The 21671-nt window shown below is 66.5% G+C and carries 20 protein-coding genes; 5 read left to right on the forward strand and 15 right to left on the reverse strand.

Features of this window, described 5'->3' with window-relative positions; all coding sequences use genetic code 11:
* The first annotated feature begins 10 nt into the window (after window positions 1–10).
* Complete coding sequence (locus VX037_RS01145; protein ID WP_287015963.1) at window positions 11–1228, forward strand: vWA domain-containing protein; 1218 nt, start codon at window positions 11–13, stop codon at window positions 1226–1228.
* Window positions 1229–1260: 32 nt separating this feature from the next.
* Here the strand turns inward: VX037_RS01145 and VX037_RS01150 are convergent, their stop codons facing one another.
* On the reverse strand, window positions 1261–2229 hold the full coding sequence (locus tag VX037_RS01150; protein WP_328712943.1) for a LysR substrate-binding domain-containing protein: 969 nt from the start codon (window positions 2227–2229) through the stop codon (window positions 1261–1263).
* A gap of 120 nt (window positions 2230–2349) precedes the next feature.
* On the opposite strand from VX037_RS01150, the gene VX037_RS01155 reads away from it, so the two are divergent.
* Together VX037_RS01155 and VX037_RS01160 are read left to right on the forward strand one after the other, a co-directional pair.
* Window positions 2350–2682: an ArsR/SmtB family transcription factor gene (locus tag VX037_RS01155; protein WP_287015965.1), complete on the forward strand. Its 333-nt coding sequence runs from the start codon at window positions 2350–2352 to the stop codon at window positions 2680–2682.
* On the forward strand, window positions 2682–3377 hold the full coding sequence (locus tag VX037_RS01160; protein WP_287015966.1) for a cation transporter: 696 nt from the start codon (window positions 2682–2684) through the stop codon (window positions 3375–3377). The genes VX037_RS01155 and VX037_RS01160 overlap by 1 nt, the downstream gene beginning before the upstream one ends.
* A 188-nt stretch (window positions 3378–3565) precedes the next feature.
* On the opposite strand, the gene VX037_RS01165 is transcribed toward VX037_RS01160, so the two are convergent.
* The 7 genes from VX037_RS01165 to VX037_RS01195 all read right to left on the reverse strand — a co-directional run bounded on the left by VX037_RS01165 (window position 3566) and on the right by VX037_RS01195 (window position 11633).
* Window positions 3566–4180, reverse strand: coding sequence for a TetR/AcrR family transcriptional regulator (locus VX037_RS01165; RefSeq protein WP_328712944.1), 615 nt, complete (start codon window positions 4178–4180; stop codon window positions 3566–3568).
* A gap of 41 nt (window positions 4181–4221) precedes the next feature.
* A complete protein-coding gene (locus VX037_RS01170) occupies window positions 4222–6033 on the reverse strand; it encodes a hydroxysqualene dehydroxylase (protein WP_328712945.1) in 1812 nt (603 codons plus the stop codon).
* Window positions 6034–6231: 198 nt separating this feature from the next.
* Entirely contained in the window at window positions 6232–7728 is a 1497-nt protein-coding gene (locus tag VX037_RS01175) for a PH domain-containing protein (protein WP_328712946.1), read from the reverse strand.
* Entirely contained in the window at window positions 7715–8215 is a 501-nt protein-coding gene (locus tag VX037_RS01180; RefSeq protein WP_328712948.1) for a PH domain-containing protein, read from the reverse strand. The genes VX037_RS01175 and VX037_RS01180 overlap by 14 nt, the downstream gene beginning before the upstream one ends.
* Before the next feature lie 38 nt (window positions 8216–8253).
* On the reverse strand, window positions 8254–9036 hold the full coding sequence (locus VX037_RS01185) for an SGNH/GDSL hydrolase family protein (protein ID WP_328712950.1): 783 nt from the start codon (window positions 9034–9036) through the stop codon (window positions 8254–8256).
* Between the two features lie 3 nt (window positions 9037–9039).
* Entirely contained in the window at window positions 9040–9801 is a 762-nt protein-coding gene (locus tag VX037_RS01190) for an SDR family NAD(P)-dependent oxidoreductase (RefSeq protein WP_328712952.1), read from the reverse strand.
* Window positions 9802–9857: 56 nt separating this feature from the next.
* Window positions 9858–11633: an acyl-CoA dehydrogenase gene (locus tag VX037_RS01195; protein ID WP_328712954.1), complete on the reverse strand. Its 1776-nt coding sequence runs from the start codon at window positions 11631–11633 to the stop codon at window positions 9858–9860.
* Window positions 11634–11740: 107 nt separating this feature from the next.
* On the opposite strand from VX037_RS01195, the gene VX037_RS01200 reads away from it, so the two are divergent.
* On the forward strand, window positions 11741–12322 hold the full coding sequence (locus VX037_RS01200; RefSeq protein WP_372475213.1) for a TetR/AcrR family transcriptional regulator: 582 nt from the start codon (window positions 11741–11743) through the stop codon (window positions 12320–12322).
* 200 nt (window positions 12323–12522) lie between these two features.
* Here VX037_RS01200 and VX037_RS01205 read toward each other — a convergent pair whose 3' ends face one another.
* From VX037_RS01205 to VX037_RS01230, 6 genes are all read right to left on the reverse strand, one after another.
* Window positions 12523–13770 (reverse strand): HNH endonuclease, encoded by a 1248-nt coding sequence (locus VX037_RS01205; RefSeq protein WP_328712956.1) that lies wholly within the window; start codon window positions 13768–13770, stop codon window positions 12523–12525.
* A gap of 242 nt (window positions 13771–14012) precedes the next feature.
* Window positions 14013–15158: a helix-turn-helix transcriptional regulator gene (locus VX037_RS01210; protein ID WP_328712957.1), complete on the reverse strand. Its 1146-nt coding sequence runs from the start codon at window positions 15156–15158 to the stop codon at window positions 14013–14015.
* 107 nt (window positions 15159–15265) lie between these two features.
* Window positions 15266–16651: an FAD-binding oxidoreductase gene (locus tag VX037_RS01215; RefSeq protein ID WP_328712959.1), complete on the reverse strand. Its 1386-nt coding sequence runs from the start codon at window positions 16649–16651 to the stop codon at window positions 15266–15268.
* Window positions 16652–16749: 98 nt separating this feature from the next.
* Complete coding sequence (locus VX037_RS01220; protein WP_235725073.1) at window positions 16750–17160, reverse strand: RidA family protein; 411 nt, start codon at window positions 17158–17160, stop codon at window positions 16750–16752.
* A 109-nt stretch (window positions 17161–17269) separates the two neighbouring features.
* Complete coding sequence (locus tag VX037_RS01225) at window positions 17270–18175, reverse strand: carbohydrate kinase family protein (protein ID WP_328712961.1); 906 nt, start codon at window positions 18173–18175, stop codon at window positions 17270–17272.
* Window positions 18172–18873: a class II aldolase/adducin family protein gene (locus VX037_RS01230; protein ID WP_328712962.1), complete on the reverse strand. Its 702-nt coding sequence runs from the start codon at window positions 18871–18873 to the stop codon at window positions 18172–18174. Before VX037_RS01230 ends, VX037_RS01225 begins: the two co-directional genes overlap by 4 nt.
* Before the next feature lie 156 nt (window positions 18874–19029).
* Here VX037_RS01230 and VX037_RS01235 point away from each other — a divergent pair, with 156 nt between their 5' ends.
* The gene (locus VX037_RS01235) at window positions 19030–19695 is read left to right on the forward strand and encodes a DUF6891 domain-containing protein (protein ID WP_372512434.1); all 666 of its coding nucleotides are present in this window, start codon (window positions 19030–19032) and stop codon (window positions 19693–19695) included.
* 52 nt (window positions 19696–19747) lie between these two features.
* Here VX037_RS01235 and VX037_RS01240 read toward each other — a convergent pair whose 3' ends face one another.
* Window positions 19748–21451 (reverse strand): sigma-54-dependent Fis family transcriptional regulator, encoded by a 1704-nt coding sequence (locus tag VX037_RS01240; RefSeq protein ID WP_328713041.1) that lies wholly within the window; start codon window positions 21449–21451, stop codon window positions 19748–19750.
* Window positions 21452–21671: the final 220 nt, after the last annotated feature.

Below are 21671 nucleotides of genomic sequence, written 5' to 3' on the forward strand. Positions count from 1 at the left end.
GGCACCCGGAATGACCAGAGCGGCGATCGTGGCGCATGTCGACCGGGCGGCTTTCGCGGCCGGTTTCATCGACCGGCTGCGAACCGCGGGGCTGCCGGTCGGTCACGCCGATGCCGCAGTATTGTGCCGCGCACTCGACGTGCTGGGGCGAGCCGTGCTGTCGGATCGACGGCAGCTGTATTGGACGATGCGGATCACGCTGGTGCGTAGGCAATCCGACCTGTCGACGTTCGATGCCGTGTTCGCCGCGGTGTTTGACGATGCGGTCTTCTCGCTGGATCCGGTCGCGATGCGCAGTCGGTCGACGGTTCGGTCGGGGCAACAGGACCGTCCGGTTGCCAGGGATGCGGCCGGACGTGGGGGTGCGGGAGACACGTTGCCGTGGACGACGCTGCCGCGCATGTCGGTCGTCGACGAGTCGGCCGCCGGAGATGACGATGGTTCACCGGTCTGGGTGCCTCGTCCCAGCGCCATCGAAGCGATTTCCGGACTGCCCTTCGACCGGTTGGACACCGCACAACTGCGGCAGGTCGAGGCATGGTTGGACGGCGCGATCGCAACGTGGCCCCGTCGACGCGGGCGTCGGGAACGAACGCGCGTCGATGGTAGGCGAATCGACCTGCGCGCCACATTGGCACGTTCCCGGTACACCGGATGGGAGCTGGCCGACGTTGTCTATCGCGGGGCGATGTGGCGCGATCGCCGCGTGGTGATGATCTGCGACGTGTCTGCGTCCATGCAGGCCTACACCAGCGCCTACCTGCACGTCATGCGTGTACTGACGCGATACGGACGCGGCGAGACCTTCGCGTTCGGCACCACGCTGACTCGGATGACGCCGATGTTGGCCCGCTCCTCGGTCGACGACGCCATCGAGACGGCGAGTGCGCAGGTGACCGACCGATTCGGCGGAACCCGGATCGCGTCGAGCCTGCAGGCACTGGTCGCCTCCCGCCACGGACAGACGCTGCGCGGAGCGATCTGCGTGATTGCCTCCGACGGTTGGGATTCTGACGATCCGGCGCAGATGACACGCGCGATGGCGCGGATAACGCGCCGAACCTTCGCGGTGGTCTGGCTCAACCCGCGCGCCGGTGCCGACGGGTACGAGCCGCTCGTGGGCGGCATGGCTGCTGCTCTGCCGTACTGCGACCGCGTGCTCCCGGCGGCGACAGTCGCCGACCTCGCCGATCTGGTCACCGCGGTGACCGGGCTTCGCCGGCGATGAATGGTTCACGGACTCGATTCCACCAGGTGACGTCAATTCCACAGGGTGACATAGACCGCGGGCCGGAAGTTCTTCACCGGTACACCCGAACCGCGCAGCATGGCCTGGATCGCCCTCGGAGTGGTGACGAAGCGCATGAGTTCACCGGCCGTGCGGGTGGCGTCGTGGGCGAGGGTCGTCGCGCTCCAGGTGGCGCGCCGGTGCACGCCCGCACCTGAGACGCGGGTGAGGCGCCCGGCGGCCAGATCGGAGTACACCGCGAAGGTCAGCGCCAGCGTCAATCCGGTGCCGCGTTGGGTTTCCTCCCACGCGGCGGCGTCGCTCTGGAAGATCCGCTGGGATTCCTCGGCGATGCCGAGATCGGCCAGCATCTCGGGAATGGCGCCGCGTTTTCCGGTGGCCGATGGGCCGAGATTCCAGGTGGCGTGGGCCAGTTCCTCCGGGCTCGCCCGCCGCTCGGCGAACCGATGGCTCGGGGCCGCCATCACCTCGATGTCATAGGTCAGGAACTCGCGGCTGCTCAGCGCCGGGACGGCCGCCGTCGTCTCCGATTCCAGCGGTGCCGGTCCGATGGCGATGTCGACGGCACGCGAGGCGAGCAGGGTGGCGAACTGATCTGGCGGCTGGACGGTGAGTTCCACCCCGAGGTCCTTTGCGCGGCGCGTGAACAGATCGATCAACCCGCCGGCGGCGTGCTCGGCGAACAGGCTCGACGCGGCGAGGCGAATTGTCCGCTGGCCACCGGCAGCGGCTTCGACTTCGCTGACCGTTTGGTCTTGCAGGCCCAGGATCTCCACTGCGCGCGCCGCGAGCCGCAAACCCCCAGGGGTGAACGCCAGTCCGGAATGTGTGCGTCGGAACAACTGGTCGCCCAGGCTCTTGCGTAGTTGGGCGACATGCATCGACACCGCCTGCTCGGTGAGGCCGAGTTCTGCTGCTGCTTGCTTGACCGACCCGGTCCGCACGATGGCGACGAACGCGCGCAGTTGGGCCGATGTCATGGACCCCATGGTATTTGAGGCCGCGGCGTCGATTGCGTTGTTTCCGCGGTGCTGCGCAGCCCCAGATTCCCTGATGGTTCAGAGTTTTCTGTATTCAGATTTGCGTGTACTGTCCGCCGTATGGAAACAGTTGTCGTTGTCCGCGATGCGTTGACGAGGTTCGGGTACGCGTTGTCGGATTCCACGCGTACGCAGGTTCTGCTACGCCTGCGCACCGGCGGGGCGTACCCTTCCGAGTTGGCCGAGTCCATCGGCGTCACGCGGCAGTCGCTGTCGAATCATTTGAGCTGTCTACGTGGTTGCGGCCTGGTGGTCGCGGTGCCGGAAGGACGTCGGACCCGATACGAACTGGCCGATCAGCGAATCGCGCACGCCCTCGACGACTTGCTCGGTCTGGTTCTGGCGGTGGACCCCGCTTGCTGTGACAACGCCGATGACGAGGACTGCTGCTGATGGCATCGGAACTGGGGATGCCGGCGGTGGGCAGTCCGACGATCAGCGCGGACCGTCGGCAGTTGTTGCAGCGTCGGATTCGATGGTTTGTCGCGATCACGATCACCTACAACGTGATCGAGGCGGTTATTGCGCTTTCCGAGGGAGCGCGGGTGTCGTCGGGTGCGCTCATCGGCTTCGGTCTCGATTCGGTCATCGAGGTGTCGTCGGCGGCGGCCGTCGCCTGGCAGTTCGCCGGCAAGGACCCAGAGCATCGCGAGAAGATCACGTTGCGGATCATCGCGTTCTCGTTCTTCGCGCTGGCGTTGTACGTCGGAGTCGATTCGATTCTTGCTCTCTTCGGTTTCGGCACTGAGGCCGAGCACTCGTCGGTCGGGATCGCGTTGGCTGCGGCGAGTGTCGTTGTCATGCCGGTATTGTCGTGGGCGGAGCGTCGCACCGGGCGCGAGCTCGGATCCCTCACGGCGGTCGCTGATTCCAAGCAGACGCTGCTGTGCACCTACCTGTCAGCGGTGTTGCTTGTCGGTTTGTTGCTCAACAGTTTGCTCGGATGGTCGTGGGCAGACCCGATTGCGGCACTCGTCATTGCGGGCATCGCGGTCCGCGAGGGTGTCAACTCATGGAAGGGCGACGCATGCTGTGCGCCGGCAATCGGTCGCGGGGTCACGGCCCATGATTGTGACTGCTGCTCCTAACCGTCGATTGAGCGCCAAATTGCGTTGACTGGGGCGTCAGAATGTGACGACTGGACAATCGATGCCGTCGCCAATCCGACTGCGGCCTCATCGGGGTCGCGCGTTGATCGCCGCGCCGCCGGATTCCACGACTCCTCGTGGCAGGACTTCGCTAACGCGATGCTCGATGGCATCTCGCCGTTCGGGAGTCACAGGAGATACGTCCTTGTCATCGACTTCCACAACTCGAGGTGTGGGTCGGTGGTCGGATCGCGGCGGTCGATCAGATAGGTGGTGGCCACCCCACGCATGCTCGACAACAGCAGCGGGTACAGCTCGGGGTACCGCGGTCGGGAGGTCAGTTCGTCGCCGAGGAAACTGGCGACGGCGCTACGCACCGTCGGTCCCAGCCGCCGTTCCGTCGGCACCAGTGCGTTGCGGAGCTGCTCGTTGGTCCGTGCGGCGATCCACAGTTCCATCGATGCGACGAAATACGGTTGGTGAAACGTGGTCCAGCCCAGTTCGATCGCGGGCCCGATCCGTTCGGCGGGATCACTGGGCCAGTCCACCTGTTCGGGCATTTCCGCGATGCGGGTGCGTGCGAGATGATCGACGGCGGCCATCAGAAGGCTGTCTCGGGAGGGGTAATGGTGCAGTAGCCGGCCCCGCGTCACACCTGCTTCGGCCTGAATCGCCAGTGTGCTGGTCTTGGCGTAGCCCCGTTCGACCAGTGTGCGGAGCGCGGCATCGAGGATCTGGGACCGGGTGCGCTCACCGCGTGGCCGGGTGGCCGGGTGGTCGGTTGCGCGCGGCGAGGGATCCATGCCGCGAGTCTAGTGTCGACGCGGCGCGCTGTGCTGCGGCGTCAGACGTCGAGGACATGCGGTTGACCCGCGCGATAACGCTTGCGGTCTTCGTCCTTGAACGGATCGAGCATCGGCAACTCCCACAACGGGAAGACCGGCGCGGGCCGTGCGGGACTGTCGGCTGCCGCGAGGATCGCGTTGGTGACTCGTCGACCGGATTCGTTGGCTCCCTCCATCGTCGCCAGATCGATGTTGGTCCGGACGTGGTCGCCGGCGATGAAGAAGTTCGGCAGCCGGGTGTGCGCCGTGGGACGATCCGCGTAGGAGCCGGCGGTGTTGACCATCAGCGGGGTGGCGTTCTGGATGGTCGGGGACCAGGTGATACCCGGGTCCAGCGACCAGCTGACCAGTTCCTCATCGCGCAGGATCGGCTTTCCGCCGGCGTTCATCGCCCGGCTCATCTGCGCCCACGCCTCGCGCGCGATCTCCTTGCGGGTGCACTGTTTCGCGGTCTTGCCGTAGAGGATTCCGGGCTTCTCCCATTCGGAGATGTCGATGGACAGGCAGTCGCGCACCGTGCCGTCCCCGTAGGTCTTGGCGAAGTCGACATTCCACGGCTTCGCCTGGAACAGTCCCGTCAGCGCCCATGGGGTTCCGAGTGATGCGATGTGACTCGGCGGCACCTCGGATTCGCGGGACAGGAAGTACTGGATGCCGACCATCCAATCGTCTTGTAGGCGATGGATTCCGGCCAGTGTTGGATCGGCACCCACGAGGTCGGGGGTGAGCAACGGCTTGAGTCGGTCGATGGGCATCGCCGCGACGAACCAATCGGCGGTCACGGTGCTGCCGTCGCTCATGGTGGCACCGGTGATGCGTTTGCCCGCCACCTGGAATCGGCTGACGCCGGTCCGCATGGCGAAGCGCACCCCACGCGACCGGAGATAGGCGACCCACGGATCGATCCAGGTGTGATTGGTCGGCCCGTTGAGGATCCGGTCGACGCCACCGTTGACCAGCTCCGCGTCGTACTGCCCGACCAGCCCGGTGGCGGAGGTGGCCAGCGCCAGGCCGATCTGGCCGATCGTGCGAGCAGACGCGGTGTGTGACTTCGCCGCGACCAGGGCACGTGTGAGTGCGCCCGCCAGGTAGGCGCGGTAGGCGGGCGACTTGCCGTCTGCTTTGACGAACTGCAGCCAAGATTGCTTCTCCCACTGGCCCAGGCGTCGTTCCTCGCAACTGGTAGCGATGACGAGCTCGCGAGCCACGAAGTAGGCCAGCTCATGCGGCGGGATGTCCACCACGAACTTCAGACCGGTGGTCAGTGCGTTGCGCAGGTTCTCGAGGTTGACGATGTCGGCGGCATGGTCAACGAAACCCATGATCGAGGCGGGGGCCGACACCGGCGCGTACCCCGCGTCGTCGAATGCGACGACCGCGGCTTCGACGTTGACCAGGTGACGGTGCTTGACGTCGCCGCCACCGGCGAGCGGAATGCGCTCCATCGTGTCCGGAACATGTTGGTAGCAGCCTGGATAGAAGCGGAAGCCGTGTTCTCCCGGCAGATGGTGACGACCGCCGCGTGCGGTGTTCGGCACATCGTGGCTACGCGCCTTGCCGCCGAGGAAGGCGGGCTCGTACACGGTCACCCGGAATCCGCGTTCGATCAGTTCGTGCGCGGCCGCCAGCCCTGACATCCCGCCGCCGAAGATGGCCACCTCGCGGCCCTTGCTCTGGCCGACGCGCGGGACCGCTCGGGCCGACGGCACCGCCACATTTGGTAAGGCGACCGCGGTGCCGGCCAGCACCGCTGCGGCAGCCGCACCCTTGAGTGCGGAACGTCGATTGATGTCGTTTCGGTCGATGTCCATGGTCCCCGTCCCTCGACAAACCAGTCAGTACTGACTGATGTGATTTCTACCACTCTTAGAGCGACCGTGGGACGAGTTGGCGAAACAGTCTCAAAAAGTTGGTCAAGTGTCTCAGTGGGCACGTGGTGCCGTGTGGACGAGGCCATCGGGAGCCACTCGACGGTAAACGGTGCCCACTCGACGGGAAACGGCGCCCAGTCAACGGGTCTGACTGAGGAAGGGCGCGACGAGGTCGGGGGAGACGGTGTCGATGACGTGTGCGGACGACTCTGGTGCGAGGTCGACCATCGCGTAGGCCTCGGTGCCGGCGGCGGTCGCCAGCACCAGCGTCTCGACGCCGCGGCGACGCTGGAACAACGATTCGCGCGAGGCCCAGCCGACGACACCGTCGCGGGCCACGGCGTAGCGATGACGCGCGACCCGCGGTGGGGCGACGACCACCGACCGATCAGTGATCCGGTATCCGAGATTGCGGTAGCGCACCACGCCGAGGCCGCTGCCGCCGATCGCAGCGGCGATGGCGACGGCCAGCCACGGCCAGGTCAGCGGGCTCGCGACGGCGACGATCACCAGGACGGCGATCAGAGCGCCGCCGAGAAAGCCGCGGGTGAGGCGTCGCGACCGGGCCCCGGAACCGTGTCGGATCAGCGGCACCGTGAGTTCGTCGCCGTCGTGGGTCACCAGCCGGCCGACACGGATCGCTTCGTCGGCCGGTGCGGGTGGCAGCAACAGTGGGCTCTTGGACGATCCGGTGGCGATGGCATGCAGACGTGCTCCATGCAGCGGCCGCATCAAGATCGGTTCGTGAAGGTGGACGCCGCGAATCCGTTCCTCATCGAGGCTGGTCGCGTTGGTCGTCAGGAGTCCGCGCCGAATCCGCAACGTCGCGTCGTCGCCGTTGCGGCTCAGATCGAAGTTCCAGTACCCGAGTACGTAGCCCGCGACCGACAGCACCGCACCAACGACGAGCACGGCCACGACTGCCGTCGTGACGAGCAGCGGTACCGGAATCGCGCGGAGCCGGTCGGCGGTGCTCTCGGCGATGTCGGCCCCACGTTCATAGAGGCCGGCCTCACCGGCGATCTGCGCGGCGAGCCCACCGACGGCGGCGGCCGCGGCGAGCCCTGCCATCGAGAACGGTGCATAGCGCAGCCAGGACAGCCGAAAGCGTGAGAGCTGCTGGGGAGCCGACACGCGATCGGAGGGTGTAGCGGTCTGGGCGCTGTCGCGCGCCGCGGTCGCCATCAGGGATTCGTGCAATCCGTGGGCTTCGGGTGCACCGATCGCGTTGAGTTCCACCACCGACGACTGCTTGTCACCGCCGGTACCGATCCGGACCTTCTGCAGGCCGAGGATGCGCAGCGGGAGCGATGCGGTGAGGTCCACGCTGCGCACGCGGTCCCGGCGGGCGGTGGCCACCTTCTTGGTCAGCCACCCGCTGCGCACCCGCACGTGTTCGTCGGTCACCTGATAGCGGGTCGTCAGCCACGGGACCAGGGCGACCACCACCACGGCGACGACGCCGAGCGCCAGCATGAGCAAAGGCGCGTTGCGGCCGGCGAAGACGATCGCCAGTGCCACCGGGATCAGCTGCGGCAGTTGCTCTACGGGGCGGACCGCCATCATCCAGGGAGACAGACGGTGCCACTGGTCGGGGCGGTCGACGACGATGGCGCCGGGGTCAGGTCGCGTCATCGGTGTCGGCCTGCGTACTCGCGGTGAGGTCGGCGGCGGTGGTGCGTGCGATAGCTGAGTCGAGTCCGACGATACGGATGGTGCCTGCCGAGGACGCGGTGGTGACGGTGAGCGTGGCGAGGTTGAGCAACTGTTCGATCGGGCCGGCCGCCGTGTCGACGACCTGGATACGTGCGATCGGGATCATCACGCGCGACCGGGTGAACCATCCCGATTGGGTGTACACGGCCTCGTCACTGATCTCCCAACGGTGAAACCGGTAGCGCCACATCGGTACGACCGTGACGTAGAACGCAGTGACCAGCACACAGACGATCGCGGCGATGACGGCGATCAGCCGAACCTGATCGACGAGCGCCGCGACGATGACGCAGGCGGCGAGCAGGGGGAGTCCCGCCAACAGCGGCGTCATCCGCCACATGGTGATCGACCGCCGATCGACTCGGTGGGCGGGTTCGCGCAGGAGCAGCGCAGGGGTGTCAGCCATGTCACCGACAGTCTACGAACTCCGGTGCCTTACGCGTCTCAGCCGACCGACGTCGTGTCGACCGTGACCCAGGTCGGATGCTTCGCCGTTCGATCGTCACCGGATGAGCGACCACGCAGGCGCCGGATTACCCAGGGGGTGAGATGGGTGCGGACGAATCGTAGATCCTCCACGGCGCGACCGCGACCGGCAGCGGCGAGCGGTGGATCCGGGATCGGCACCGTGTGCACGCCGAGCGCGGCCAACAGCTGTGCGGCCACACGCTGATGGCCGACGGGGTTGAGATGGAGTCGATCGTCGGACCAGTACCCGGGTCGGCGCAGTTCGGCATCGTGGAAGAGATCGACGAACCTCACACCCATCTCCTCGGCGAGCGCCGCCGTCGCAATGGTCAGCGTCTCCCCGCGGGTCCGGATGGTGTCACCGAACGGCAGTCCGCCGGACGGGTCCGCGCCGGCGAGCAACAGCACGTCGATCCCGGCTTCGACGCAGCGGCGCACCGCGATCCTGGTCAGTTCGATCAGTCCGTCGGGATCGATACCGCGCCGCAACATGTCGTTGCCGCCGCCGTTGAACGTCATCAGCGTCGGCAGTGGATCGAGGGCCAGTGCCGCGTCGACCTGCTCGGTCGCGATCGGCGCCAACAACCGGCCACGGATCGCCAGATTCGCGTACTCGATGTGGCCATGGTGCAGGGCGAGCCCGTCGGCGACCAGATCTGCCCACCCCCGCACCTGCTCGCCGACCAGCGCTCCGCCCACACCTTCGGTGAAACTGTCGCCGACCGCGACGTATCGAACTGGATTCGTCTGCTGCCGCATGGTTTAGGTGACGGTGATGCCGCCGTCGACCGGGATGGTCTGCCCTGTCACGTACCCGGCGGCAGGTGAGGCCAGCCAGATGGCGGCGGCGGCCAGTTCCTCGCCTTGTCCGATGCGGCCGAGCAGGATGCGCGGTGCCTGGGAATCGATGTAGCCGTCTTGGTAGCTGTCGGTCATCTCGCTGGCGAAGAATCCGGGGGCGATGGCGTTGACCCGAATTCCCTTGCGTGAACCCCACTGCTGGGCGAGATCTCGGGTCAGCCCGATGACACCGGCCTTGCTGGCCGAGTACGCGGCCTGGGGGAGCCCGGCAGTGGTGAGTCCGAGGATGCTGGAGATGTTGATGATTGCGCTGCCCGGTTGCATGACGCGCGCACACGCCTGCGCCATCCAGTACGACCCGTTCAGGTTGATGTCGATGACCGATCGGAACTGATCGGGCGTCTCGCGGGTCGCCGGCACCGCCGTCCCGATACCAGCGTTGTTGATCAAGATGTCGACGTGGCCGAACGCCTCCATCGCGGCGTCGACGACGGCTTGGCATTGGTCGGGATCGGCGATGTCGGCGGGCACGCTGAGGGCTTTGCGGCCCCGTGCTTCCACTTCGGCGGCAGTGTCGGCCAACTTCTCGGCACGCCGCGCGGCGAGGACGATGTCGGCGCCCGCCTCGGCGAAGGCCTTGGCGAACGCCACCCCGAGCCCCGACGACGCGCCGGTCACGATCACGACCTTGTCGGTCAGGTCGAACAGTTCTGTTATGGACATGCAGTTCTCCTCAATCTCGTGGCGTGGCGTGGCGTGGCGGGGCGTGGCGGGCCCCGCTACAGCCAGGCCGGGTCGGTGTCCAGGGTGGTCCGGTCCAGTGCCGCGACCAACTCGAGCTGTGTGCGGGTCTTGGGCAGTTCGTAGCCGAAGAAATAGCGAGCCGCTGCGCGTTTGCCGTCATAAAAGTTCCCGGTCTTAGCGCCGACGGCCAGGAGCTGTTCGAGCCACATCCAGGCCACCACGATGTGGCCGGCGGCCTCGAGATAGGTGGTGGCGTTGGCCAGGGCGACGGCCGGATCGCCCGTCGACCAGGCGGTCGCGGTGGTCGCCACGAGGTGGTCGGTGGCAGTGCGCAGCTGTTCGCCGAACGCTGCGGTGTCGGGATCGGCGATGGCGCGATCGATGGTGGCGCCGACGGTGTCGGTCAGCAATGCCAACCCGGCACCATCGGCCATGACGACCTTGCGGCCCAACAGATCCAGGCCGTGAATGCCGTGGGTGCCCTCGTGGATCGGGTTCAGACGGTTGTCGCGGTAGTACTGCTCGACATCGAATTCCTTGGTGTAGCCGTACCCACCGTGCACCTGGATGGCCAGACTGTTGGCCTCCAGACACCACTGCGATGGCCAACTCTTGGCGATCGGGGTGAGTACGTCGAGCAGCAGGCCCGCGCGCGCCTGCTCCTTGTCGGAGCCGGTCTGTTGCAGATCGACGAGCTTGCTGCAGTACAGCTCCAGTGCCAGCGCGCCCTCCACATAGGACTTCTGCGCCAGCAGCATCCGCTTGACGTCGGAGTGCTCGACGATCGGTATCGGCTTGCTCGCCGGGTCCTTCTGATCGACCGGACGGCCCTGGGTGCGCACCTTGGCGTATTCGAGTGACGCCTGATAACCGGCGTATCCCAGTGCGGTGGCGAGGAATCCGACCCCGATGCGGGCCTCGTTCATCATCTTGAACATGTACGACAACCCGCGGTGTTCCGCGCCGACGAGGTATCCGACCGCGCCGGGAATGTCGGTCGGGGTGTGCGTTCCGTCGCCGAAGTTCAGCAGAGTGTTGGTGGTGGCGCGATTGCCCATCTTGTGATTGAGCCCGACGAGCGCCACGTCATTGCGGGTGCCGTCGGCGAGATACTTCGGCACGATGAACAGTGAGATGCCCTTCACGCCCGGTCCGCCGCCGGGTGCCTTGGCGAGCACGAGGTGCACGATGTTCTCCGACAGTTCGTGCTCACCGGCGGAGATCCACATCTTGGTACCGGTGATGCGGTATGAGCCGTCGGACTGCGGCTGCGCCTTGGTGGTGATGTCGGCCAGCGACGATCCGGCCTGCGGTTCCGACAGACACATGGTCCCGAAAAAGCGGCCCTCGACCATCGGTCGCACCCAGGTGTCGATCTGCTCGGGGGTGCCGTATTCGGCGAGCAGGTTCGCGTTGCCGACGGTGAGGAATGCGTAGGACGACATCGCCGCATTGGCGGCCTGGAACCAGGCGCTCGAGGCACGACTGATCACCGTGGGCAACTGCATCCCGCCCAGTGCCTCGTCGAAGGAGCCTGCGGTGAGGCCGGCCTTGACGAACTCGGCGATGCCGGAGGTGATCTCGGCCGGCAACACGACCTTGCCGTCCTCACCTACGTAGGGTTCGTGCTGGTCGCCGAGCTTGTTCACCGGGGCGAAGCGCTTGGTGGCGAGGTCTTCGCTGAGCTCGAGCACCGCGTCGAACGTCTCCCGGGAGTGCTCCTGAAAACGAGTGCGAGCGGTGAGGGCCTCGGCGTCGAGCCACTCGTAGAGCAGGAACTCGAGATCGCGACGGGAGAGTGGTGCGGCCATGATGCTCCTTCGTTGGCTAAGCGATCGCTCATCTCCTAAGCGCTCGCTTATGATGCATCGTACAGTGCGATGAGGTCAATAAGGCCCTTGATCGAGTGAGGTGCGAGATGCCGGTGACGACGCGGGACTCTGCGGCCGCCGAACGGATTCGTCAGGCCGCCATCGCATCGTTCGCCGAGGTGGGCTACGGCGGGACGTCGACGCGGCAGATCGCCAAACGGCTGAACATGAGCGCCGCGGCGATGTACCCGCACTACAAGTCGAAGGAAGAGCTGCTCTACGCCATCGCAATGGATGGTCATCAGGGCGTTTTGTCGGCACTGCGCAAGGCCGACAACGACTCGCTGCCTGCGGCCGAACGGCTGCGGATCGTGATCGAGGAGTTCACCCGCTGGCAGGCCGAGCATCACGAACTGGCCAAGGTCGTGCAATACGAACTGCATGGCCTCACTCGCGAGCACTATCGGACGATCACCGCGATCCGCCGCGAAACCTCCGACGTGCTGGCCGCGATCGTGCATCGCGGGATCGACTCCGGTGAGTTCACCGTTACCGCGGCGGACGATGTAGTGCTGGCCCTGTCGTCGTTGTGTGTCGACGTGTGCCGGTGGTTCCCGTCGCGCACTCACCAGGATCCGGTGGAGCTCGGTGCAGCCTACGGGGAGCTTGCGGTCCGTATGGTGCGGTGATCGCCACGCGCATACGGTTTTCGGGCAATGTGGCCGCCGGCGCACGGTGTCGCGTACCGCGCACCACCCTGGTTGGCGTGCAACTGTGGTGGCCGTCGGGTACGCGACACCGTTGCGGTGCCGTTGGTTGACTCTATGGAGTTTTCAAGGGACGTTTGCGGTCCCGACCGGGGTCGGGTGCGTGGGAAGACTGTGGCCGCTCAGGCTGCGGCGGGTAGGTTGTCGAGGTTGAGGGTGCGCCGGTTGTAGGCCGGTATCGGCCGACGTGTCGGGTCGACAGCGGCGGGTGGGATGAGCCAGGGATGTCGGTCGTGGCCCATGATCACTTCCCACCCGTTGTGGTGGATGTCGGCATGACACGACGGGCACAGCAGACATCCGTTGTCCAACACCGTGATTCCACCATCAGCCCAATGGACAATATGGTGGCCTTGGCAGCGGGAGGCCGCCACGCCGCATTTGATGCAACACTCGTCGCGTTTGTGCAACGCCTTACGGAGATGGGCTGGGAACAGGCGTTTGTCTTTACTCATCTCCATCGGCACCGCCTCACCGTCGACGATCGCGACCGTCGCGGTGCTGTCACACGTCAACGTGCGCAACATGGCTTCGGTGATCGACCCCAGGAACGGCAGTTCGGCCAGATCAGGAGTATCGGCGGGCACCGACACCAGCAGTTGGTGACGTGGTGCCGAGGCCGCATCACCACTGCGGGCAGCGATATCCAGCAACGCTTCGAGGGCGTCGGCATGCCGGCGCTCGGTGGAACGCGCATCCGGTGAACCGTCGGGTTCAGGGCGGGGTGCCGCCAACTCTTCCATTGCGGCCGAGAATTTTTCGCCGACTTCGGTGTTGAGGTCGGCGCGCACCTGCAGGCGTCCGTCACCGTCGACATCGTGGACGAGCGTGTTGAGGTTGCGGTCCTCGGATGCCGGTAACCCACCGGTGTCGGCGGCGGCCTGGTTGCCCAGACGACGCGCACGTTTACCGATGTCGGCAGGCGTGGCGCCGGAAAAGAAGTGCGCGAGAAGTTCGGTCACGATGTTTAGACGCGCCACATCGTCGATCGGTTCCGCCGATCTTTTCCCGACATGATCGACCCCTTTGCCCACCGCGTCCACATGTTCGGCCGAGATCGCCCCATCGGCGGCATGCGCGGCCAGAGTGGGTAGGTGCGCACGGGCAGTGGCGATACGGATCAGACGGGAGGCGACCGCCGGCGCCAGCCCCATCACGATCAACAGTTCACTGAGTTTGCGGCCGTGGTCGCGGGCCACACCGAGGCGATCCAGATGGCCGACCACCGTCGCGGCGTGATGGTCGATCAGATTACGCAACGTGACCAGAGCGGTCATCGCATCAAACGCTGCCCGACCCGACATGTCGTCGGCAAAGCACAGCTCACGCAGTGAATCAGTAATGGATGTGAGATCCCCCGAAGTTCTCATGATTCCAAGGTAATCGAAAGAATGTTCGACGTCAAGGAAGTCCTGTTGAGAATTATTCTGCGACAGAACGTTTGGATGGGTGCGCAGTGAAAAAAGCTGGTTTCATTGGACTTTGGTAAACAGGAGTCACAGGAGTTACGCGTTGTGGGTAGAAATCACCGCGAGAAGACAATTCGCCTGAACGTGCGGCAAGTTCGGCTGGATAAGCACTCGACGGCATCAACCACTGACGGCACCGTCGGTCACATCAGCTCCGATGGGCCGGCGGAGTAAGACCCCGATGGCAGCAGCGGATCGTTCATCCGGGGTGCGTATTGGTCGAAATAGACGCGCGCGATCAGTTCGCGGCGGCTGCGCACGCCCGCCTTGTCGAAGATCGACTTGAGATGGTCCTGGACGGTATAGGCGGATACGTGCAGCGTTGTGGCGATGTCCTTGGTTGCGACCCCCTGCAGCACCATCTGGGTGACGTCGCGCTCGCGGGACGTGAGGCCGAAGGCGGCCACCACGAGTGGCACGATCTCCGGCGGCCGTGCCTCCTCGATGGTGACCACCACCTCGCCTACGCGATCGACGGTGCTCGACAAGGGCGAGGCGTGCACGAGAAGCCACATGCCCGATGCGCCGCGTACCCGCAGCCTCGGTGGGACATCGGATTCGCCCCGCCCGTACCGGCGTGCGGCGCTCACCAGGCCGGTGATCACCGACGTCGCGGCACCACTGTTCGCCCCGGACAGCAGATCGGCCACCCGCTCCTCGGCGCCGGCGCTCATCTGGATCATCTGATTGGAACTGTCGACGATGAGTACGCAGGGTCCTGAGGGCGTCGTCTGCGGCTCCGCGACGATGCTCGCGAGCAAACCCGTGCGGACGCCCCGGGCGAGCGGCTGGGACAACGTCCGCAGGAATTCGATCTCGCTCGGGATGAACGGCTGCTCGTCGAGCTCGCGGAAGAAGGCGATGCCACCCCACACCTGGTCGCCGTCACGCAGGATGAGCCGCGCTTCGTCGGTGAAGTCATAGTGCGGCCGCATGAACTCGTGCATGCGGGGTGAATCCTGGGTTCGGCCCGCCGTCAGGTCGTGCATGCCGACGGCATCGACACCGGCGCGGGCGAGCTGCCGAAACGACGAACACTCCGGTGCCCCGTACTCCCGCAGTCCCCACTCGTCGTCGTGCTCGTTGCGCCCCAACAGGTTTCCGAACTTGCGGGTGCTGGTCAGCAGCAGAGTGTTGGGATCCACGGTCGCCATACACGCCGCCGCGTGCGGTACGGCGCGAATCAGCGAACCGATCGCCTCACCGAGAAAGTCGCCGACGTCGAGACCGGCGCGGGCGAGTACGTCGACATCACTGCGAACGCGCTCGGCAGTCAGACTCGTCGTCATGAAAAGATTCTCCGTTTTCGCAGGTCATCTGTCTATCCCAGAAATTTGGGGGAATTCGGACAGCCCGCGGCGAGGGTGCGCGGTGCACCCTCGCCGTCAGTGTGTGATCAGCCGATCCGGGTGAACATCCCCGCGGGGTCGTGGCGGCGTCGGATCTCCTCGAGTCGCGACCAGTCGGCGGCTGTCCAGAGTGTGGACAGCTCGGCGGCCGGGGTCTGGCCCGCGAAGTTGAGCAGACCGTCGCTCGCCCATGGGGAGAGGGCGCCGTTGACGGCGGCGACGTGGGCGCCGGCCTGATCGCCCAGCGGTCCCGCGGGTACCCCGATCGCCGTCACGCAATAGCGGGCCGCGCGCCCGGTCACCGCGTTGGGCACGCCCTGCGGTGAGGCGAGCGCACCGCCGAGCAGTCGGATCTCGACAATGGCCAGCGGACTCGCGACCTGCGGTCCGGCGACGGCCAACACCGCGTCGACGGCCTCGGCCGGTAGATCACGGATACCGCATCCGCGCTCGACGCTCGGGAGCGGACCGGGCGGGTCCATGTGCACCGCGTCGAGGGCAGCCGTCGGCAGGACGTCGACGTTGCTCAACAACACTGGTCCGGCGGACATCATCGGCGCCAGCAGCTGCGCACCCACGGCGGGATCGCCGGTGTAGGTGAAACGCACGTGCACGACAGTTTGTCCCTGCAGCGGTGGCGGCAGATTCGGATCCGGTGGGAGCCGCACGATGGCCACCGACGATCCGGCGGTGTCCGGCAGGGTGGGCGCCCAGTCGCGCCACGCGTGCAGCACCTGCTCGGCCGCATCGCCGGCGAAGAAGACACCACCTCCGTAGATGGTGGCCAGATCGATCAGGTCGAGTTCGATCGCGGTGACGATGCCGCACCCGTCGCGGCCCCCGAGCAGTGCCCAGAACAGGTCGGAACCCGCACCCGCGTCGACCGTCCGGATGACACCGTCGGCGGTCACCAGTTCGATACGTCGTACCCGGTCGGCGGCGAAGCCGAATTGCCGTCCCAGCGGGCTGAGTCCACCACCGAGCGTGTAGCCGACGATGCCCACCGATGACGACGACCCGACCAGCCCGGTCAGCCCGTGCGGTGCCGTTGCGGGAGCGAGATCGCGCCACCGGACCCCGGCGGCGACCCGGGCGGTCTTGGCCGCGGCGTCGACCTGGATGTCGGTCATGCGGGAGGTGGTGATGGTCAGGTGGCCACGGCCGGAGATGACGGGCCCGTGTCCGGTGGCCCGGACGCCCACACGCAGTCCGTTGGCGCGGGCATAGCGCACTGCCTCGGCGACGTCGGCCGGCGACGTCGCGCCCACGACGACGGCCGGCGCGGGTGTGGCGGCCGCGTTGAAACCGGCCAGTTCGGTGGGGTAGTCGGCGTCGTCGGGGGTGAGCACCGGGCCGGCGACGGCCGCGTCGAGTTCTGTGACGTCGAGGGGACCGGCGGGCGGGATGTGTTCTTCGGGGGTGGTGATGGACATGGTTTCTCCTTGGATGAATCGGTGTTGCGTTGATGAGTTACGTTGGGGGACCGTGGTTGCGGTGAGAGGGCCGCACAACGGGATTGGGACGACGAAACTCAGCGCCCCGCCTGCACCGCGATCTCGACGGCGAGACCGGGTAGCGCGAGGGCGGTGACCCCGACCAGGGCGGCCGGCGGGGTGGCGCCGTGTACGTCGAGTCGTTCGGTGAGCGCCTCATACGCGGCCAGGGTGGCTGCGACGTCGGTGGTGTAGATGGTCATCATGAAGACGTCGGCGAGGGTCATCTGCGCCGAAGCGAGGATCTCTTCGATGTGGTGGACCGCAAGCGACAGTTGGGCCGCCACGTCGCCCTCGTGCACGACGGTGCCATCGTCGGCGACAGAAGCCTGCCCGGCAATGCTCAGCACTTGGCTGGGGGCAGGTCGCAACTGGGCGTGGTCGAAGCGGAACGGGGCGTTCCAGGTCGTCGGGTTGATGGCAACGATGGTGTCGGTTGGTGTGTTCATGGTTATGAGCCTGGCTCGTCGCCGCCACGTTGCCCATCCCGATCAACCGGGGAATCGCGCACCCAGAAACCTGGGGGTCGGTCATCCGACCGACCCCCAGGTCACCGACTCAGCGCTCGCGCGACACGGTGTCCCACGACATCTCGCCGTGGTCCGAACCCAATCCTGTTGCCACGATTCCGGCCACCGCGCAACCGATCTCGGCCGACTCGAGCAGGGAGAGTCCGTGTACGCGCGCGGCGAGGAAACCGGCCGAGAAAGCGTCGCCGCAGCCGCTCGTGTCCACGACGTCGACATCGTGTGCGGCTGCGTGGTCGGTGGTCTCGGCGGTAACCACATAGGCGCCGTCTGCGCCGGCGGTCGGTGCCACGGTTGCGACGCCGCGATCGATCAGCCGGCGACAGGCGGCCACCAGATCGCTCTCGCCGGTCAGTCCACGTATCTGGTCGTCGTTGGGCAACAGGTAGTCGAGGTGGGGCAGCACCGGTTCGAGCCAGGCGAGGACACCCGGATCGCCGTCGGTGAGGATGTCGGCGGACACGGTGACACCGGTTGCGCGGATGTCGGCGAGCAGCGGCGCCAGCTCCGGCGGGTTGAGCAGTTCGGGAGCACCTACGTGGACGTGATCGACCGTGGTCAGCAGGTCGCGAGGTGCATCGGGAAGGGGGTAGGCGAGGTTGGCGCCCGGAACATGCAGCGCCGGCCGGTCACCGTTGCTGCGAATGGGCAGCACGCTCATCGAGGTCGGCTGGGCGACGGCCACCAGGTGGTCGGTGTGCACGCCGAACCGTCCGAGCATCATCCTCAGCATGCCGGCGGGGTCGTCGTCGCCGACCGCGCCTACGGTGTGGACCTCGACGCCCAGTTTGGCCAGGGTGATCGCGGTGCCGCCGGCCGGGCCGGCCGCCGACATCCGGATACTCTGCACCAGCACGGCACCCTGACCGTCCGGGATCTCATCGACCGATTGTGCCAGCACGTCGAGAACATGCGCGCCGAGCGTCGCTATCCTCATGTCTTCCTCCCGGGAAATGGTGAGTACTGTCGTTGCAGCGCCGTGGCGATCACCTCGACGACCTCGTCGGAGGTAAGGGATGTCGGCGTCGCCACCGCAGCCGAACGCAGGTAGATGTCGGCCAGCCAATCGACGAGTTCGATACGCTCGCAGGCCATGTCGATGTCATCGCCATAGGCGACCGATCCGTGGTTGCGCATCAGCGCCGCAGTCCGGTCGATTAACGCGGCGGCCACCGCGTCGCCGAGTGCCTCGCTGCCGAAGACCGCGTAGGCGGCCACCCGGACCGACCCGCCGGTCAACGCCGCCGTGTAGTGGACCACCGGCAACTCGTCGACGATGTTGGCCACCGCGATCGACGCCACCGGGTGGGCATGGGCGACCGCGCGTGCCGTTGTGCGCCGGTAGATGTCGAGGTGGATTCGCAGTTCCGACGTCGGGCGGTGGACGGTGTCCTCGACGACCGTACCGTCGAGATCGACGAGGACCATGTGGTCGGCGGTGACGTCGGCCAATCGGCAGCCCGACGGCGTCAAGATCACGGTGTCGCCACACCGGATCGACAGGTTGCCACCGGTACCGTGTGTCATCCCGGTCCGGTGCAGCCGGTGCGCTGCAGCGGCCAAGGCGGTGCGTTCGTCTACGAAGGACAGCGGCCCGGACGGGTCGTGGCCGGAGGATGCATCGCTGGGGGACACGTCGGTGAGCGTACGCGACCGGTGTCGGTCGAACAGCCGAAGTCGTGGTGGCGACGAGTGCTCGGCGGTCCTTCGAACGAACGAAACCCCGTCGAGCCGGAACCCCGACGCCTGCCGGTGCGTCCAAACTTCGTGGGGATCGACGATGGGAGCGTGATGCGGGGAGAACGTCTCACCGATCTACGACAGCTGATCAGGTCGCGACTGGCGCCGGGGTTCACCGACCTCGACGAGGTCGAGTCCGACGCGCGCGATTGGGCCGAGGACAACGGTGCGTCGGCCGACGAGGTGACCGCCGAGGTACGACGAATGTGGGTCGCCCGACGTGCGGACGAGGCTGCGTGGAACGACACCGGTGACTTCGGCCGGTTGAGTGCCGCGTTCGCCGAACTCGATGCCGCAGGCGTCCTGGCCCGGATGAACTTCGCCTGCTGCGCGCGCTGTGCGACTGCGCTCATCGACGCCGAACGCACCCCGGCGCCCGAGCGCGACGACTGGTACAAGTTTCGTGAGTGGGCCTATGTCTTCTTCGCCGAGGCCGACGCAGGCCACATCGCCGACGACGACCCTGTTCTGTCCCTGTCCTACAGCGGTTTCCGGCCGCACGAATCCGTATCGGAATCGGTACTGGATGCGATGTCGGACGGCGACACCGACGCCGAACACCTCGCCTACGAGCAGACCGAGACGATGTTGGCCGAACAGATCGTCGCAGTGCTGCGCAGCCACGACCTCGAGGTGATCTGGTCGGGCGGACATCATGACCGGATCGATGTGCGGATCGGTGCCTGGCGCAAGCCGTTGCCGGGTGCGCCCGAGTAGGCAGAGCGCCGGGTGCGCACAGCGGTGGGTGGTGCCACCGCCATCCGAGCTGTCACACGTCGATGCCGAATTCCTTGATCTTGCGGTAGATCGTGGCGCGTGAGATACCCAGCGCGGCAGCGGCGGCCGGTTTGTGCCCACCGTTTTCCTCTAGGCTTCGGATGATCGCGTCGCGTTCCATGGCCTCGATCCGGGTGAGCGTGTGTCGACTGAGGGCGCGGCACGTCGGCGGAAGCTGGTTCACGTCGATGACACCGGATCGTTGGTGGGTGACGATCTGGCGCAGGATCTGCCGGAGTTCGGCGACGTTTCCGGGCCAGCTGTACTTGGTGAGCTGACGCATGGCCGCCGACGACACCGTCAGCTCGCGTCCGCGGGTGAGTTGCCGCAGCAGCGCCGGGATCAGGTCGTGCAGATCTTCGATGCGATGGCGCAGTGGCGGGATGGGCACCGTGTGGGTGAAGAACGGGAGCAGGATGGCCGCGGCATCCGCGTCGTGCAGTGCATCGACGGTCACATCGCCGACTGTCACCCCCACCCAGCCGGCCCCTTCGCGGCCCTGCAGCATGTCGGCGATCGTGGCCAACGTGTCGCCGTCAAGCGTGTCGATCTCGCGCAGTATCACGCTGAAGTCGTCCCGGTCGAGTTCGCTGTCGAGGGCGTCGAGGGACTCCGGTATCTGGAGATCGGCCGCCGCAAACACCCGAACGTTGCCCCGGGTCAGGGCGGCTCCGGCGCGCAGCACAGTGGATCGTCCGGTGCCGGTCTCGCCGGACACGGCGAGCCAGTCACCCGCGCGGAGGTAGCGGACCACCCGATCACAGGACTGATGCCACGACGAACTACGCCCCACGACGCCGGGCAACGCCGAGCCGCGGCGCCGGGTCATGGGCGGTTCTGTGTGTTTGCCGGTATCGATCAGGTGCACGTGGAAGATGGCCATTCCCGCTGTTTCATCCCAGAACTCTGGGATCGGTGACAGTCGCGCGACCCGCCCGCTGGCCATCGTGCCGACCCGGCGCGATGCCGTGGTGTCGAGCGTCTGATCGACGGCGTGCTCGAGCAGCGAGATCTGATCTTGGGGATCGATGGCCAGCCGCAACCGCCGATTCATCAGCACGACCTCGCCCGCGATGGCCAACACCATCATCTGCGGTGCACGTCGACAGGTGGTCAGGTATGCGTTCAGCAGCCGCGACTCGCGTTCGCTCGCCTGGGACAGCATCCGCTGTTCGATCTGTGCCGTCGCCGACTTCGCGAGCGACAGCAACAACGGGCCGCCGTCGTCGGCGAGTCCGGTGAGATCGAGCGCACCCACACACGTCCCGGACACGGGGTGCACGATCGGCACCCCTGCGCAGGACAGGTCGGCGAGGACCCCGGCGTAATGCTCGGAGCCGCGGACCAGGGTGGCCTGCCGATTCTCCAGTGCGGTCCCGATCCCGTTGGTGCCGGCGTGTTCCTCGCGGTAGCTGTAGCCGGGGGCCAGACTCACCTCGTCGAGCCTGCGCTCGAGCGGCCGATGTGCCGTGGCCCGCGACAGCACGACCCCATCCGCGGAGGTCAGGATGATGCTGACCGGTTCGGCGGACAGGTCGTCGGCGAGCTGTCGGATGACTGGACGGGCCGCGCTGACCAGCGGACTCTCCAGGTTGGGTTCGCGCACGAACGGTAGTTCCAGACGATCGGCGTGCACGTTGAAGTCACGCGATCGGCGCCACGACGTCGAGATGCTCTCGCGTACCCCGACCGGCATGTTGTCGTCGGACAGGAATCGCTCCCGTGCCGCAGCGACCGCGGTCGGTGGTTTCGGTGATGTCGGCTGAAATCCCACAGACAAACAAACTCCTCTGTGATGTGGACCGCGCTGTGATGCGGATCTCACACCGGTTCGAGTCTAACGTCTCGCGCACCGCACAGAACCTGGTTATGCGGTCATCGTGGCGAGGAGGGCCGGCCGCGATCAACGCCGCGAA

It is taken from the genome of Gordonia sp. Z-3 (assembly GCF_036233855.1).
Lineage (GTDB): Bacteria > Actinomycetota > Actinomycetes > Mycobacteriales > Mycobacteriaceae > Gordonia > Gordonia tangerina.